Below are 16,096 nucleotides of genomic sequence, written 5' to 3'. Positions count from 1 at the left end.
GCGCCAACTCGCGCAGCAGGTCCTCGGCGCGGTGATCCACGCTCACACGTCCGCCGCGGCATCGTGCAGGACGGGCCACAGCTCGACCGGTTCCACGTCGGCGAAGGGCATGTCCGCCGCGATCTGCTGTGCCCGCTCCAGGCTCTCGCAGTCGAGCAGGTAGAAGCTGGCGAGGTACTCCTTGGTCTCCAGGTAGGGGCCGTCGGTCACCGTCGCGGCCCCGTCCTTGCGGCGCACGAGCTGGGCGAGGGCCGCGTCCGCCAGACCGTAGGCACCGACGAGCTCCCCAGTCCCCTGGTACTTCTTGTTGAACGCGTCCTGCTTGGCGATCGCCTCCGGCCATGCCTCGGCCGGGAAGGAGTCCCACTTGGCCTGGTTGCCATAGATCATCGCGACGTACTTCATCTCGGGTGTTCTCCCAGTTCTGCGTGCCCCGTTGGCGCGCTGTCACCCCTCAGTCGGAGCAGGAAGCAGGTCCTCGACATCCGGCGACAGACTTTCTTCGACTTTTCTACCGCGCCGCCGACGGCACGGGACGCACTGGCCCGGGCATGCCCCGCACCGAGTGGACAACCGGCACCTCACACGGGCCCTGTCGCTACGTCACCGGGGGTGGGGGCCGTGGCTGATGGCTCGTCTGGACCCTGCCTGGCGGCCCACCGAGTGGTGGCCGGACTGCCGGCTGTTCACCGGCGGCCTGGAGGAGGTGCGCTTCACAGACGTGGAACACCTGGAGTTCGAGCTGTAGCAGCCCCGCCCCGAACAGCCCGCGAGCCCCGGACCGCCGGTGGTCCGGGGCTCGCTCGCGTATCCGCGAGGGTCGGATGTGCATGCACGCGAAGGAGCGGATCCAGGACGTCTACACGCTGGCCACTGCGGGCTACCGCAACGACGAGTACGGCCACACCGACGGGCACGAGGCGCAACTGTGGGATGTGGCCAAGCGCACGGCACGCGAGCGCTTCGACCTTTGCAAGGACGGTTTGGCCGTGGCGTTCAGCCCGTCCGGCAAGAGCCTCGCCACGGTATGCGACGACGACACCGCGCCAGTAGAACTGTGGCAAGCGCCCAGCGGCCGCTCCGAAACCTCCCTCGGCGAGACGACGACCGGGAAGGTCGGAGTCACCTACAGCCCCCGTGGTGCGACACTCGCTGTTTTCGGCGGCGAGGTGGTGCAGTTGTGGGACACGACCGAGCACGACCTGCAGGCCCAGCTGGTCGGAAACACATCGAACGTATCGGACGTGGCATTCAGCCCCGACGGCCGGCTCGTCGCAACCGCCACCTTCGACGGTGCCGTACGACTGTGGAAGGCCCCACCTCCCTGACCGGGAGTGTCTGATCAACGGCTGTGGCAGATGCCTGGCGAGTTCGGTGGCATCCCCTGAGAAGTGCAGCGTGCCGAGGCCCAGGGACGCGGCGGCCGCGCAATTGGATGGCCGGTCGTCGACGAACAGCGTGCGCGCCGGGTCGGGCCGCTACAGCGGGCGCACCATTTCGTCCACGCCGGACAGGCGGCGCTGCCGCTTCTTGACTATCTGCGGCTCGAAGCTGTCGGCGGTGTCCCGGGGCACCTGACCTCGACCGGACCGACGTCGGTCAGCACGGTCTTCGCACGAGTGCCGTTGCGGCTGTTGTCATTGTTCTTCCCGGCCGGATCGTGCTTCTCATAGCCGACATGGTCGGTGATCTCACCCTCCGGCACTCGCTTGGTCAGCTGCTGCAACAGCCCACCCTCTCCGGTCAGCTGCAGGCCCTCGCTGCGGGCCCGGTCCACCAGCATCGCGATGAGCTGTTCGTCCGACGCGGCCGACGGCATCGCACCACCGGCCGGCTCCTCGATGGACTCGTGCTCGATCGTCGTCTCGCTCACTTGGCGTCTCTCCTTGATCAGCAGATCCGCCGTTGATCAGACACTCCCGCTTGGCGGCCCAGACCGAATCGAATGTGCCATGGGAGTGCTTCCTTTGTCGGGCTCGTTGTCGGTTTGGCGTCAGGGGAAGGTATGGCGCTCGGGTTGGAGGTAAAGCGTCGGGTTTTGCGCGTGCTTCTCGTGCTTATTGCACGGGGCACCGCAGGCGCCCTTACCCAGATACCCTCTACCCTCCGCTGTGAGGTCCGGTTGTGGCGTCACTGGGATATTCGGGTTTGCTTGTCACCGCGGAGTCGGCAGATCTTTGCTGTTCAGGGGGCTTTGATTGAGCGAGCACCCTCACGGAGCAGACACCGAAGTGCCCGGGGAACTGGAGCGCGCCCTGGCGAAAGAGGTCTCGATGCGCGCGCATCCGGTACGTGTCCGCTGGGCTGGCGGGCGGGTTGAGCAGCGGCGGTGATCGCCGTGCTCTGAGTGACCGCACCGCAGCCGTTTCCTCCACGTACCAAGGCGGCCTTGGCCGGACTGATCGCCATCGGGGCGGCTTGGGCGGTCTTCGCCGGCTGGGTCCGGAGCCGACGTCGCCCGCTGTTCGCCCGGCACCGCGTGCCGGCCGCCCGCTCGGCTCTCGTGACCACCACCACAACCGGCTCTGCAGGCACGGTACTTGCCGTGCTCCGAGCAAGGCAGGCCGCGGCGCTGGTGACCGGCCTGCTCGGCGCCGCCCACGTCGGCGCGGCAGGACTCGCCCTCGCACGAGCGCGGTCCCGCCGCCGTCACCTGCTGCGCCCGCAGGGGCCCTGCGGCACGGGACCGGCCAGGACGATACGCACTGAGGCGGCGGCCGAGAGCAGGGTCCGCCGGGCTTGGGGCGGATCCATCGTCAGCGTTCGCGCGTGCGGTCCGGAGGTGATGCATGTATGTCTGGTCCAGACCCCGCATGCGATTCACGTGGTCCTGAGGGCGCCTCCGATCCCCGTCGTCGGCGCGGTGTTCCTGAAGGTTCGCTGCCCGATGGCGCCGCGCCCGCGACATCGTCGGCCCGCGCCCCGCTCCCCGGGCGTCCGAGGGATGGAAATCAGTCACGGCCGGGTCACGCGGGAAACCGTCGAACCTCAGGCGTTATGTGCGTCAAGGCAGGTGAAGTGCTCTCGGCGTGCCCGGAGCGCTGACTTTTCCAGCCGGATGCCCCGGTCCTTCTTGCCCGCGGTGAGCGCCGGTTTATAGATTGGAGACCTCTTTATGATCTTGAATGTTCTGAGGGGGAGCGAGCACATGGGGGAGCCGTCGGTACGTCCGCCGGTTTGCGGGGGGATGAAGATGTCCGCGCAGGAGGATCACGGTCGGCTGGCCGTGTTTTGACGCGGCCTTTCTCCGACGTGACACACGATTGCGGCTTCGCCCCCGCCTGTTGTCCCGTTCGACGTTCTCGATTCTTCTTGTCTCACCGGGCCGTTCAGGCCTGAGTTCTCGCATCCCCTATGTCCAGGCCTCGCGCATCGTGCGCTGCGGGCCAGTCTCGTGTGCGCGGCCGTGGCAGGGCGCGACGGTCACGGAAGGACGGAAAGGCTGTTATGGAGAGGCTGAGCGAGGCACACGAGAGTGCTGGTGTGCTCGCGGAGACCGACGAGCCGGAGATACCGATTCCGGACAGCGGTCTGACCGAGGTCTTCGAGAAGCAGGTCGCGCAGACCCCCGAGGCGGTTGCCGTCGAGTACGGGCGGCACGGAGAACACCAGTTGTCCTACGCGGAGTTGAACGCCCTGGCCGAGCGTCTGGCCCGGCGTCTCGTCGCCGGGGGCGCCCGTCGAGGTGGCCGGGTCGGCGTGTTGGTCGAGCGGTCCGCCGCCGTGGTGGTGACCCTGCTCGCCGTGGCGAAGACGGGCGCCGCCTATGTGCCGCTCGACGTGCGTTCTCCCGAAGCGCGGCTGGGTGAGATCCTCGACGGCGTCGACTGTGCACTACTGGTGGTGGACGCGCGTGGCGCGCAGCATCCTGCGGCGGCGGGGCGGCGCACCGTGCTGGTCGGCGAGGACGGCGTGCCCGATGGCCCGTCCGACGGGGCGGAAGCGGCGTACGACGAGCCGGGGACCGACGCGCCGGGGGGCGGCGACGTGCTGTACGTCATGCATACCTCCGGGTCCACGGGCGTCCCCAAGGGCGTGCGAGTCACGCACCGCAACGTACTGGCCCTCGTGCTCGACCGTGTGTGGCGCGGTGGTGCCCACGAGCGGGTGCTGTTCCACTCGCCACACGCCTTCGACGCGTCCACCTACGAGATCTGGGTGCCGCTGTTGACCGGCGGCCGCGTGGTAGTGGCCCCCGAGGAGATCAACGCCCCGCTGCTGCGGCGCCTGGTGGGCGGTGGCCGGGTCACGGCGCTGTGGCTCACCGCGGGCCTGTTCGGGGCGCTGGCCACCGGCGACCCGGGCTGCCTGGAAGGCGCCCGTGAGGTGTGGGCCGGTGGTGACGTGGTCCCGGCGCACGCGGTGCGCCGTGTCGTCGAGGCGTGCCCCGGGATCACCCTCTACAACGGCTACGGCCCGACCGAGACCACCACCTTCGCCACGCGCCACCGCATCCACCCCGGGCCGCCGGTGGACGGGGACATCCCCATCGGCCGTCCGATGGACCACACACGCGTGTACCTCCTTGATGCGGATCTGCGGCCGGTGGCGGACGGCGAGACCGGGCAGCTGTACGTGGCCGGGGCGCACGTCGCGGCCGGCTACGAGGGCCACGAGGTACTGACCCGGGAGCGTTTCCTGCCCGATCCGTTCGGCGCTCAAGGGGAGCGGATGTACGCCACCGGGGACCTGGCCCGCAAGGACACGGCCGGCGATCTGCAGTACGTGGGGCGCGCGGACCGCCAGGTCAAGGTCAACGGTTTCCGTATCGAGCCCGGGGAGACGGAGGCGGCGCTGGTGCGGCAGCCCTCCGTCGGCCAGGCGTCGGTCGTCGTCGACAAGGACGGCGACGGCGGCGGCCGGATGACGGCCTATGTCGTCCTCGCAGGCGGTACGGATGACAGCGCGGAAGACGGAGAGGGCGTCGATGGCGAGGCGTTGCGCCGTGCCCTGCGCGACGAGCTGCCGTCTTATCTGGTGCCCGACGACGTGGTGATGCTGCCGCGCCTGCCGCTCACCACGAACGGCAAGATCGACCGCGCCCGGCTCGCCGAGAGTTCCGGGGTGCCGGCCCTGGTGGAGCGCTGGGTACGCCGGCGGCCCGCCGAGCTCGCCGTGCACGATCCGGTGACCGGCGCCCGTCTGACGTACACGCAGCTGTGGCAGCGCTCCGGGCGGCTCGCCGCCGCGCTCGTGGGCCGGGGGGTGCAGCCCGGTGACCTCGTGGCCGTGGACCTACCCCGGTCCGCCGACCTCGTCGTGGCGTTCCTCGGTATTGCCCGTGCCGGCGCGGCGTATCTGCCGCTCGACCTGCAGGCACCGCCCGAGCGGGTCGCCGAGCTGCTCGCCGAGTCGGGTGCGGTTGCCGCGGTGACCGGTGAGCGCACTCGCGTGCCGGCCTCGACTCCCGTACTGCGTGCGGACGGTGGGGACGACGCAGGGCGGCCCCCGGTGCTCGTCACCCGGTCCGACGAGGACCCGCTGTACGTCACGTACACGTCCGGGTCGACGGGTCGGCCCAAGGGCGTCGCCGTACCGCATCGCGCGGTCGAGCGCCTGGTGGAAGGTGCTGAGTACTGCCCGATCGAGCCCGGTGACCCGGTGGCGAGCACCTGCAATCCGGCCTTCGACGTGACGACGTGCGAGATCTGGTCGACGCTCTGCGCGGGCGGCACCGTCGTGCCGCTGCCCACCGTCACCGACCTCGCCCTGGACGAATGGGTCGCGCTCGTCCGTGACCAGGGCATCGCTGTGATGTTCCTGACCACCTCGCTGTTCCACACCGTCGCCTGGGAGCTGCCCGGCGCCTTCTCCTCCCTGGAGACCCTCGTCGTCGGCGGCGAGCAGCTCGATCTGGCCGCGGTGCGCCGGGTGCTCTCGGCGGGCGGACCGCGGCGCCTGGTCAACGGGTACGGGCCGACCGAGGCGACGGCGTTCGCCACCTGGTTCCTGTGCGCCGAGGAGAGCCTCGCCGGGCGCGAGCGCATCCCGATCGGTCGCCCGCTGCAGCGCACCACCGCGTACGTCCTCGACGACGAGCTGCGGCAGGTGCCGGTCGGCGAGCCGGGGGAGCTGTGCCTGGGCGGTCCGGGCGTGGCCCTGGGCTATCTGCACCGTGAGGAGCTGACCGCCGAGCGGTTCGTCACCGCGCCCAGCACCGGCGAACGCCTCTACCGCACCGGGGACCTGGCGCGTCTGCTGCCCGACGGGGAGCTGGAGATGCTGGGCCGGCGCGACCGACAGGTCAAGCTGCGCGGCTTCCGCATCGAACTGGAGGAGGTCGAGCGTGCCGCCGTGGCCACCGGGCTCGTCGAGGCCGCCTTCGTCGAGAAGACCGACGACAGCAACCTGGCGGGCTGCGTCCTGCCCGACGCGAGCGCCGACGTGGCCCGCGCTGATCTGCCCGGCGCCCTGTCCGCCCGCCTCGCCGAGCGACTGCCCAACTACATGATCCCGGCGCGCTGGCTGGTCCTGGACGAGCTGCCGATCGGCTCCACCGGTAAGGCGGACCGGGCCCGCATGCTCGAACTCCTCACCCGGCAGCCGGAACCGGACGGCGCCCCGCCGCAGGCCGAGGACCTGCGCACCCCCACCGAGCGGACGCTGGCCGCGATGTGGTCGGAACTCCTGGAGGTTCCCGTAACCTCGAGGGACGCCTCGTTCTGGGATCTCGGCGGGCACTCGCTGCGTGGCGTCACGCTGATCGCCCGGATCCGGGAACGGCTCGGCGTGCGGCTGCGGCTGCGCGACCTGTTCCGCGTCCCGGTCCTCGCCGACCTGGCCGCGCGCATCGACGCCGAGGCGGAGCCCGGCGAGCGGGACCAGGCCGCCCCGCCGGCCCCCACGGTGGAGGAGAGCGAGGCCACCGCGTTCCAGCAGCAGATCTGGCTCGCCGAGACCCTCGATCCCCAACCCGGCCTCTACAACGTGCCGTTCGCCTGGCGCGTGGACGGGCGCCTCGACGTGGACCGGCTCGCCGCGGCCCTGGAGCGGGTGGTGGCGCGGCACGAGGCGCTGCGGACCACGTTCGCCCGGCGCGCGGACGGGCTGCGCCAGCTCGTCGGCGGGCCCTGGCGGCCCGAGATCCGCACCCGGCGGGCCGGCGGCCGGGAGCAGCTCGCGGCCTTGCTGCGGGCCGCTGCCGGCGACCCCTTCGACCTCGCGGCGGGACCGCTGCTGCGCGCAGGTCTGATCGAGGGCCCCGACGGGCAGTTCCTGACACTGACGGTGCATCACATCGTTTTCGACGCAGGGTCGTTATCGATTCTTCTGGAGGATCTGGGCGAGGAGTACGTGGCGGGTGGGAGCGGCGCCGGTGCACCCGGGCCGCAGTTCCGAGAGCTGGCTGCCGTCACCGAGCGGCCCGATCCCGAAGCCCTCGCCCGCTGGACCGACATGCTGCGCGACGCCCCGAGCCGGCTCGGCCTGGCCGCACCCACGGTGCCCGAGCCCCACGGCACGGTGCCGCTCGCTCTGCCCGACGGCCTGCTGCAGCACATACGGCCGCTCCAGGATCGCCTGGGCATGTCGTGGTTCATGGCGGCCTCCGCCGCGCTTGTCGCACTGCTGCACCGCTTGACCGGTGACACCTGCCTGACGTTCGGCTTCCCCGTGGACACCCGGGAAGGCGACGCATTCGCACGGGTCGTCGGGCCCTGCCTCAACACCGTGGTGGTGCCCTCCCGCTGCGGCGCCGACACGACGGTCGGCGAACTCCTCGAAGCGGTCCGCGACGGTGTCCTCGACGCTCTGGAGGACCGACACGTCCCCTTCACGCACGTGGTCGAAGCCCTCAACCCACGGCGCACCGCAGGCGCGACCCCGTACCTCGACGTGGTGCTCGCCCCGCAGACGTGTGCACAGACCCCGCCGCGCATCGGCGACGCGCAGCTGTTGCCCCTGGAGGGCACGCAGGGCAGCGCCACGTACGGAAAGTTCGCCCTGACCGTCGGCCTGGCCGCGACCGGTGAGCGGCTGAGCGGGGAGCTGGTGTACCGCGGCGACCGGCTCTCGGCCGACGCCGTACGGGAGCTGGCGCGTCTGTACCCGGCCTTCCTCGCGGCGTTCGCCGAGCAGAGCGAGACCACAGTGGCGCAGCTGGCGGCGTCGCTCGGCGCCACAGACGGTGCCCTGCGGGCCGAAGGGAAAGCCGACACCGCCGACACGACCCCGCAGACTCCTGCCGCGTCCGACGCCCACGTCGAGCAGCGCGTCGCCGCGATCTGGGCGTCCGTCCTCGGTCTCGACCCCGGCCAGGTGCCCGGCGGCGACGCGAACTTCTTCGACTGCGGCGGAACCTCCCTGAAACTCGTCACCCTGCACGCCGAGCTGTGCCGGACCTTCGGCACCGAGCTGCCCATCCAGCGCCTGTTCGAGAGCACCACGGTCGGCGCCATGGCGCGCCTCGTCGCACGCCCCGAGGATCCGCCGGCCGCAGCAGGAGGCGCCGTCGGCGACCTCGACGCCCGCGCTGCCGCCCGCCGCCGCACCCGCCGCCCCGGCACGCGAGGCCGCGTATGAACACCCAGCCCTACCCCCACGACTCCGAGACCGCCATCGCGGTCGTCGGCATGGCCTGCCGCTACCCGGGCGCGCCGGACGTGCGAAGTTTCTGGCACGGACTGCGCTCCGGCACTGAAGGGATCACCCAGTTCAAGCGCGACGACCTCGTCGCGGCCGGCGTGGACCCCGACCTTGTGTGGCACCCCGACTATGTGGCCGCGCGCGGCGTCCTCGACGGCTCCCGGTGCTTCGACTGGCGGGCCTTCGGCTACAGCCGCGCCGAGGCCGTCCTCCTCGACCCGCAGCACCGCGTCTTCCTGGAGTGCGCCGCCGCCGCGCTCGACGACGCAGCCCTCGACCCGGCCCGCTTCCCCGGCTGGATCGGCCTCTACGCCGGGTCCGAGGGGCCGGTCCTGCCCGAGCGAGGCGACGTGGACGCGCTCGCCCAGATGATCGGGCGCCGGCCGGACTTCCTGACCACCCGCGCCGCGTACAAACTCGGTCTGCGCGGTCCCGCCGTGACCGTACAGACGGCCTGCTCCACCTCGCTCACGGCCGTCCACACAGCGGTACAGAGCCTGCTGTCCTACGAGTGCGACGCGGCCCTCGCCGGGGGAGTGTCCCTGACGCGACAAGGCGAGTGGGGCTACATCTACCAGGAGGGCGGCATTCTCTCACCGGACGGGCACTGCCGCCCCTTCGACGAGGAGGCGCGGGGCACCGTGCCCGGCGAGGGCGTCGGCATCGTCGTCCTCAAGCGGCTTGACGACGCCCTGCGCGACGACGACCACATCGCCGGTGTGCTGCTCGGTACCGCCCTCAACAACGACGGCAGCGACAAGATCGGCTACACCGCGCCGTCCCTCGCCGGACAGCGCGACGCGATCCTGCTCGCGCAGAAGACGGCCGGTGTCGACCCGGCCGAGATCGGCTACGTGGAAGCGCACGGCACCGCCACCAAGATGGGCGATCCGATCGAACTCCAGGCGCTCACCGACGCGTTCCGCACCTCGACCGACGCCGTGCAAAGCTGCTGGATCGGCGCTGTCAAGAGCAACATCGGGCACACGGGATCCGCGTCCGGCGTCGCAGGACTCATCAAGACGCTGCTCATGCTGGAACACGGCGAACTCGTCCCCACCCTTCACTACCAGCGGCCCAACCCGCTGCTCTCTGTGGACACGACCCCCTTCAAGGTGTGTGCGCAGCGCGCCGCGTGGCCCGAGCCCGACGGCCGGCGCCCCCGGCTCGCCGCCGTCAGCTCCTTCGGGGTCGGCGGCACCAACGCCCATGTGGTGCTGGCCCAGGCTCCGGTACGCACCCTGCCCACCGGCACGCGGGGCGGGGCCCGGCTGCTCGCCGTCTCCGGCACATCGGCGCGCTCCCGTGACGTCCTGCGCGACGAACTGGCGGACGTCCTCGAGCCCGGTGCCGCGCACGAAGACGGCGTCGGGCCGCTGGAGAAGGACCCGGTGGCGACCGGCGACGAGCTGCTCGCTCAGGCCGCCCGGACCCTCGCCGACCGCCGACGTCATCCCTGGCGCCAGGCCGTCGTCGTGGACAGCTCCGAGGACGCGGCTCGCACCCTGCGCGCGGCGGTACCGCCCGCATCCCCCGCGGGCCTGGACCGCGTCGCCTTCCTGCTGCCGGGCCAGGGCACCCTCACCGATGCGGCGGGCGCCGCCGCGTACCGGCATCAACCCTCCTGCCGCGCTGCCTTCGACACCTGGCGGGAGACGGTAGGCGACGTGTGCGGCGTCGACCTCACCCCCGTCGTCGACGAACAGGCCGCCCCTGCCGGGTGGTTCGAGGACACTGTGCACCAGCAGCTCGGGCTGCTCGCGCTCGGCCACACCCTGGGCCGGCGCCTCATGGACCTCGGTGTGACGCCGAGCGCCCTGCTCGGGAACAGCATCGGCGAGTACACGGCCGCGACGCTCGCCGGGGTGTGGACCATCGAGCAGGCCACCCGTCTCGTGCACGCCCGGGCCACCGCCATGCGGGACACCGAGCCCGGCCGGATGGCCGCCGTCACCGCGTCCGCCGCCGAGCTGGCCGCCCGCCTGGGCCAAGCACATCCCGGTGTCGAGGTCGCCGTCGCCGGTCCCGGCCGCACCGTCCTGTCCGGCCCGTGCACAGTCATGGAACGGCTGCTCGACGGCGATACCCTCGACGGGCTCGACGTACGGCCCCTGGACGTGCGGCGCGCCTTCCACTCCTCCGCCATGGCCCAGGCGGCCGACGCGCTGCGCGCCGCCGTCGCCGCCGAGCCCGCCCAGGCGCCCGCCCTGCGCGTGGTGGCCAACACCACCGGCACCTGGGCCGACCCTGAGCAACTGCGCACCCCCGACCACTGGGCGGCCCAACTGCGCGGCACCGTACTCCTGGAGGACGGTCTGACCACCCTCCTCGACGAAGGCTGCGACCTCTTCGTCGAGCTGGGCCCCGGAACGTCGACGATCGGGGCGCTGCGCCGGCACGCCGCGTGGGACCCGGCGCACACGACCTTGCCGCTCATCGGTGGCGACCCGGACCGCGCCGAAGCCACGCTGCTGCGGGCCCTGGGCACGCTGTGGGAGCGGGGCGCCGACATCGACCTCGCGGAACTCGCCGGCGCCCCCCGGCCCCGGCGGCGCTCGCTGCCCGTGCAGACCTTCGACCCGGTGGAACCGGACGACGCTGCCGCTGACACCGCCAACCGGGACACCTCCTCGCGGGCCCCGCAGCGGGCAGCCGAACCGGGTGAGGGCCGCAATGCAGTCGCCCGAACCGTCGAACGCCTCTGGTGCTCAGCCCTCGGCGTGAGCGGCGCCCTGGCCGACGACGACTTCCTCGCGCTCGGCGGGGAGTCCCTCACGGCGGTGGTTCTGATGGGCGACGTGCGACGGCGTACCGCCGTCACCGTTCCGGTGGCCGACTTCCTGGCCGAGCCGACCTTCGGGAACCTGCTCGCTCTCGTCGAGCGGGCCGCCGAGGCAACAGCCCCGCCACCGGGAACGGTCCGGCTGCGGCCGGGCGCGGGCCGCCCGGTGTTCCTGGTCGCCGACTCCCTGGACAGCACGGCGGGATACCAGGAGCTGGCCGCCGCGCTCGACACCACCCGGCCGGTCTACGGCCTGGAGAGCGAGCAGCCTCTCGGCGCGTCCGTCGGGCAGATCGCCGGCCGGCACGTCGCGGCCCTGCGCGCCGTGCAGCCCGAGGGGCCGTACACGCTCGGCGGCTGGTCCTTCGGCGCCGTCGTCGCCCAGGAGGCCGCCCGGCAGCTCACCGACGCGGGGGAGCGGGTGGACGTGCTGCTGTGCCTGGACGGGTACGCGCCCGACCGCAAGGGGCGGCCCGTGGCCACCGACCCGGCCTTCCTCGCCGCCCAACTACGGCTGCAGGCAGATGTGTTGCTCGGTCGCGGTGCGTTCGGCGCGAAACTGGCCGGGGCGCCCCGAATGCGCCGGATCTTCCTCTCCCGGATCCGTGCGCTGCTGCGCCACCGGCCGCGGCCGGTGCCCTGCCCCGCCGTCGTCCTCACGGCGTCCGCGCGCCCCGCGGACGCGGTCCGGGTACGGTGCGGGTTCGCACCCCTGCACGCGTCCGTCGAGATCAGACCCGTTCCCGGTGACCACTGGTCGATGCTCACCGCACCCCAGGTCGGCGCCGTCGCCCGCGAGGCGGACCGGGCGCTCGCCCGCCACGGGCACACCGACACCGCAGAAGGCGAGACCCGCCGGTGACCCCACCCGAAAAGACCGTGACCGACGAGCCGACCGCTGCGAGTACCGCGCCCGACGCGGACGTGCCACTGATCCGCAACCGTGACTTCCAGGCCCTGTGGATCAGCCGCTTCCTCGCGTCCATCGGCAAGGAGTCCGTCGAGGTCGCCTACCCGCTGCTGATCCTCGCCGTCACCGGCAAGGCCGCCTACGCGGGAGCCATCGGCGCCGTGCAGCTCCTCGTCGCCGGCGCTACCTCGATCTGGGGCGGTTCACTCGCCGACCGGATGGACCGGCGCCGCCTGATGATCCTGTGCGACGCCGGACGCGCCGTCCTGCTCGGCCTGTTCAGCCTGCTCGTCGTCAGCGGCCACGCGAACGTCCCTTCCGTCTTCGCCCTCGTCGGGCTCTCGGCCCTGTGCCTGGGTCTGTCCGAGCCGCCCGCACTCGCCGCGATCAAACAGGTCGTGCCGCCCTCGCAGCTGACGAAGGCCACCGCGCAGAACCAGATCCGGCCGCTGGGCGCCACCGTCGCGGGCGCCCCGCTGGGCAGCTCGCTGTTCGGCGTTGCACGCTCCCTGCCCTTCGTCGCGACCGGCCTGGCTTTCGCCGCCGCCGCCGTCTCCCTGCTCTTCGTGCGCAAGCCGCTGCAGGCCGCACCCGTCGCGGACGGCGAGCACGGAAAGGCGAGGGAGGGCTTTCGGTTCATCGGGCGCACGCCGGTCCTGCTCGTCTGGATCGTGTGGATCATGGGCTCCAACATGGCGTTCAACCACACCGGCGCCTTCCTCGCACTGATCGCCACCGGCAAGGACCGGGGCGCCTCCGAAGCCTCGATCAGTCTCATGCTCAGCATCGCCGGAGCCGGCGGCCTGGTCGGCGCGGCCCTGGCGACCTGGGCCCTGAAACGGCTGAAGCCCGCCACCCTGTTCCTCGCGGCGGCGTGGATCGGCCCCGTCGCGGCCGTCCTCCTGATGACCGTGCCCGGGGTGGTCTCCCTCGGCGTCGTGCTCGGCATCGTCTTCCTGCGCGGCCCGATCGTGAACGCCCTGTTCTTCGCCTACGTCGCCGTGCTCGTCCCCGACCGGATGCAGGGCCGCGTCATGGGCGCCGTCACCTTCCTCGCGTACGTCGCCCAGCCGCTCGGCATCCTCGCTGTCGGCACCATCTTCGACGCCGGCGGCGCCCCCTGGGTGTTCGCCTTCATGGGGGGCGTGTCGATCCTGGCCGCGCTGCCCACCCTGACCCGCCTGATCCGGCGGCTGCCCACCCCCGAGGCGCTCGCGGAGAGGGAGGAGAACGCGCCCGCTGCGGACGCGTCCGACGTCGGCTCCCGGACCGATCCGGCCCCCTGACGTCCTGCCCCGATCGCCTCGCCGACTTCCGCCGTACCAGGCACGCGTGCCACCCTGACCGAGGAGTGAGTAGTGTCCGACCTTCCCGAGGAGTCCCGGTGCCCGTTCTCGGGTGACGAGCCCGTCGTTCCCACCCAATACGTCACTTGCCCCGGCTCCGACCCGCACCCCCCCACCGCGCGGCTGCGCGAGCGCGGCCCCATACACCCCATCGACTTCCCGGCGGGTTCCGCCGACCACGCGTACGTCGTCGTCGACCACGCGAGCGTCATGCGCGCCTTCGGCGACCCGGACATCTCCAAGACCCTTCAGGCGGCACCCGCCTGGTTCCGCGAGCAGACCGTGCAGAGCAGCTCCGTGCTCACCAGCAACATGCTCCTCGCCGACCCGCCCGAGCACACCCGGCTGCGCAAGCTCGTCAGCCGGGCGTTCCTGCCGCGCCGCATGGAACTGCTGCGCCCGCGCATCCAGGAGATCACCGACGACCTCATCGACGCGTTCCCCGAGTCCGGCGAGTTCGACCTCCTGGAGGCCTTCGCGCTGCCGCTGCCGATGATGGTGATCTGCGCGTTCCTCGGCGTCCCCTACGCCGACCGGGACCGGTTCATCGACTGGGGCCGGGTGCTCAGCCAGGACCCGAGCCAGGAGGGCGAGGCCGCCCTGCAGCGCAAGCGCGTCAACGACCAGGTCGCGGAGTACTTCACCGACGTGCTCGCCCAACGCCGCGCCCGGCCGCAGGAGGACCTGCTCGGCGACCTGGTGCGCGCCGCCGACGAGGACGGCATGTTCACCGACGAGGAACTCGTCTCCACCGCCATCTTCCTCGTCATCGCCGGCCATAAGACCACCGCCAACCTCGTCGGCAACGGCGTCTGGTCTCTGCTCCGCCACCCCGACCAGCTCGAACTCCTCCGCGCGAAGCCGGAGTTGACGGACTCGGCTATCGAGGAGTTCCTGCGCTACGAAGGATCGGTCGATCGCGGCACGCTGCGCACCGCCGCCCGCGACCTCACCCTCGGCGGACAGACCGTGCCCGAAGGCAGCTTCGTCCATCTGTCGGTCTCCGCCGCCAACCGCGACCCCGCCGTCTTCGACGACCCCGACCGTTTCGACATCACCCGCTCGCCCAACCGCCACATGACCTTCGGCCACGGACCGCACTTCTGCGCCGGGGCGCCGCTGGCCCGCCTCGAAGGACGTATCGCCTTCGAGACACTGCTGCGCCGCATCCCGGACCTCGCGTGCACGGTGCCGCCTGAGACGCTGACATGGGTCGCGGACAGTTCCATCAGCCGGGGCCTGAAACGGCTCCCCGTCCGCATCGCGAGCAAGCAGCCGCGCGCGAACACCGCCTGACACCCAGCTGCTTGCCGTACCTCAGACTATTTTCCGTAACTCAGAACTCGCAGAGCTGGAGCACCACTTCATGACCGACGAAGCCACCGCCCCCGTAGCCCTGATCACGGGTGGATCCAGCGGCATCGGCGCAGCCACCGCCCGCAAGCTTCTTGCCGAGGGGCACCGCGTCGCCGTCACCGGCCGCAGCGGCGAACGGCTGCAGCGCTTCACCGAGGAGGCCGATGCCAAGCCCGGCACCCTCCTCGCGCTCCCCGGCGACGCCGGGGACCACTCCTGCGTCGAGGCCGCCGTGCGGGCCACCCTGGACGCGTACGGCCGCATCGACACGGTCGTCGCCAACGCCGGGTACGCCACGCACGACTCGCTCGCCGACGGCGATCCGGCCGGGTGGCGCGACATGGTCCTCACCAACGTCCTCGGCCCGGCCCTGCTGATCCACTACGCCCTCCCCGCGCTCAAGGAGACACGCGGCCGGATCGTGCTGATCGGCAGCGTCGCCGGAGTCGTCTACACACCCGGCAACATTTACGGCGCCACCAAGTGGGCGGTCACTGGCCTCGCCGAGAACACCCGCCGCATGGTCACCGCCGACGGCGTCGGCGTCACCCTGGTCGCCCCGGGACGGGTGGAGACCGGCTTCTGGGATGCCGCGGGCGGCGCACCCCAGGGCGGCATCAACCTCACCGCCGGCCAGATCGCCGACTCGGTGGTGTGGGCCGTGCGCCAGCCCACCGGCGTCGACATCAACTCCGTCGTCGTTCGCCCGGTCGGCCAGGCGGTCTGACCCTCCCGTCGACCCGACGCCACCTGCCGCGGGCGTCCTGGACCAGGGACGCCCGCGCGGGGGAGGGACATGCGGACAGGGGCCGACATCGGAGATCGGCTGAGCCTTCCTCTCCAGGCCTCCTCCCCCCCGGTCTCGCCACCTCGATCTCGAGGGAGAGGGACGCAGAGGAGAGGGCACCCTCGGACTTCGGCCGTGCCGTACTCCCCACTCCCCGTTCCGCTCTCCGCCCGGATCGCGGGGGAGGGGCCGCCCCACGTGCTCACCGACCCGCCCCGCGTTCCCGTCCTCATCCGCCCTCGGTCCCGCAGGCCGAAGACTGGCGGGCCGCCCCCGGTCGGGCCCCCCCCCCCCCCCCCCCCGGCCCCCCCCCCCCCCCAGGCACCCCCAGG

Annotated in this window: 7 protein-coding genes and 1 pseudogene; 6 read left to right on the top strand and 2 right to left on the bottom strand. The window is 72.0% G+C overall.

Translation table 11 applies throughout. The features are described from left to right. Positions 1-42: 42 nt before the first annotated feature. Positions 43-405, bottom strand: a complete 363-nt coding sequence (locus tag ACFU8Q_RS28155; RefSeq protein WP_359117518.1) for a YciI family protein — start codon at positions 403-405, stop codon at positions 43-45. 425 nt (positions 406-830) lie between these two features. Here ACFU8Q_RS28155 and ACFU8Q_RS28150 point away from each other — a divergent pair, with 425 nt between their 5' ends. Next, positions 831-1,328 (top strand): WD40 repeat domain-containing protein, encoded by a 498-nt coding sequence (locus ACFU8Q_RS28150; RefSeq protein ID WP_384458689.1) that lies wholly within the window; start codon positions 831-833, stop codon positions 1,326-1,328. Between the two features lie 153 nt (positions 1,329-1,481). On the opposite strand, the pseudogene ACFU8Q_RS28145 reads toward ACFU8Q_RS28150, so the two are convergent. Beyond that, positions 1,482-1,819: pseudogene (locus tag ACFU8Q_RS28145) on the bottom strand (transposase); the annotation flags it as partial. A gap of 1,628 nt (positions 1,820-3,447) precedes the next feature. Between ACFU8Q_RS28145 and ACFU8Q_RS28140 the strand changes: the two are divergent. From ACFU8Q_RS28140 to ACFU8Q_RS28120, 5 genes are all read left to right on the top strand, one after another. Continuing rightward, positions 3,448-8,520 carry an amino acid adenylation domain-containing protein gene (locus ACFU8Q_RS28140; protein WP_384458687.1) on the top strand — a complete coding sequence of 1,691 codons (5,073 nt, stop codon included), beginning with the start codon at positions 3,448-3,450 and terminating at the stop codon, positions 8,518-8,520. Then, on the top strand, positions 8,517-12,227 hold the full coding sequence (locus ACFU8Q_RS28135; protein WP_384458685.1) for a type I polyketide synthase: 3,711 nt from the start codon (positions 8,517-8,519) through the stop codon (positions 12,225-12,227). The genes ACFU8Q_RS28140 and ACFU8Q_RS28135 overlap by 4 nt, the downstream gene beginning before the upstream one ends. Next, a complete protein-coding gene (locus ACFU8Q_RS28130; RefSeq protein ID WP_384458684.1) occupies positions 12,224-13,561 on the top strand; it encodes an MFS transporter in 1,338 nt (445 codons plus the stop codon). The genes ACFU8Q_RS28135 and ACFU8Q_RS28130 overlap by 4 nt, the downstream gene beginning before the upstream one ends. Positions 13,562-13,633: 72 nt before the next feature. Continuing rightward, a complete protein-coding gene (locus ACFU8Q_RS28125) occupies positions 13,634-14,917 on the top strand; it encodes a cytochrome P450 (RefSeq protein ID WP_384458682.1) in 1,284 nt (427 codons plus the stop codon). Between the two features lie 70 nt (positions 14,918-14,987). Continuing rightward, positions 14,988-15,704 carry an SDR family oxidoreductase gene (locus tag ACFU8Q_RS28120; RefSeq protein WP_384458680.1) on the top strand — a complete coding sequence of 239 codons (717 nt, stop codon included), beginning with the start codon at positions 14,988-14,990 and terminating at the stop codon, positions 15,702-15,704. Positions 15,705-16,096: the final 392 nt, after the last annotated feature.

The organism is Streptomyces sp. NPDC057543, assembly GCF_042801895.1.
Taxonomy (GTDB): Bacteria; Actinomycetota; Actinomycetes; order Streptomycetales; family Streptomycetaceae; genus Streptomyces.
This window is presented reverse-complemented; position numbering and strand designations above follow the sequence as displayed.

What these genes read in the sequence shown, in the direction of transcription:
- ACFU8Q_RS28150 (WP_384458689.1), top strand. Translation starts at nt 831, where the DNA reads ATGCACGCGAAGGAGCGGATCCAGGACGTCTACACGCTGGCCACTGCG.
- ACFU8Q_RS28155 (WP_359117518.1), bottom strand. Translation starts at nt 405, where the DNA reads ATGAAGTACGTCGCGATGATCTATGGCAACCAGGCCAAGTGGGACTCC.
- ACFU8Q_RS28120 (WP_384458680.1), top strand. Translation starts at nt 14,988, where the DNA reads ATGACCGACGAAGCCACCGCCCCCGTAGCCCTGATCACGGGTGGATCC.
- ACFU8Q_RS28135 (WP_384458685.1), top strand. Translation starts at nt 8,517, where the DNA reads ATGAACACCCAGCCCTACCCCCACGACTCCGAGACCGCCATCGCGGTC.
- ACFU8Q_RS28140 (WP_384458687.1), top strand. Translation starts at nt 3,448, where the DNA reads ATGGAGAGGCTGAGCGAGGCACACGAGAGTGCTGGTGTGCTCGCGGAG.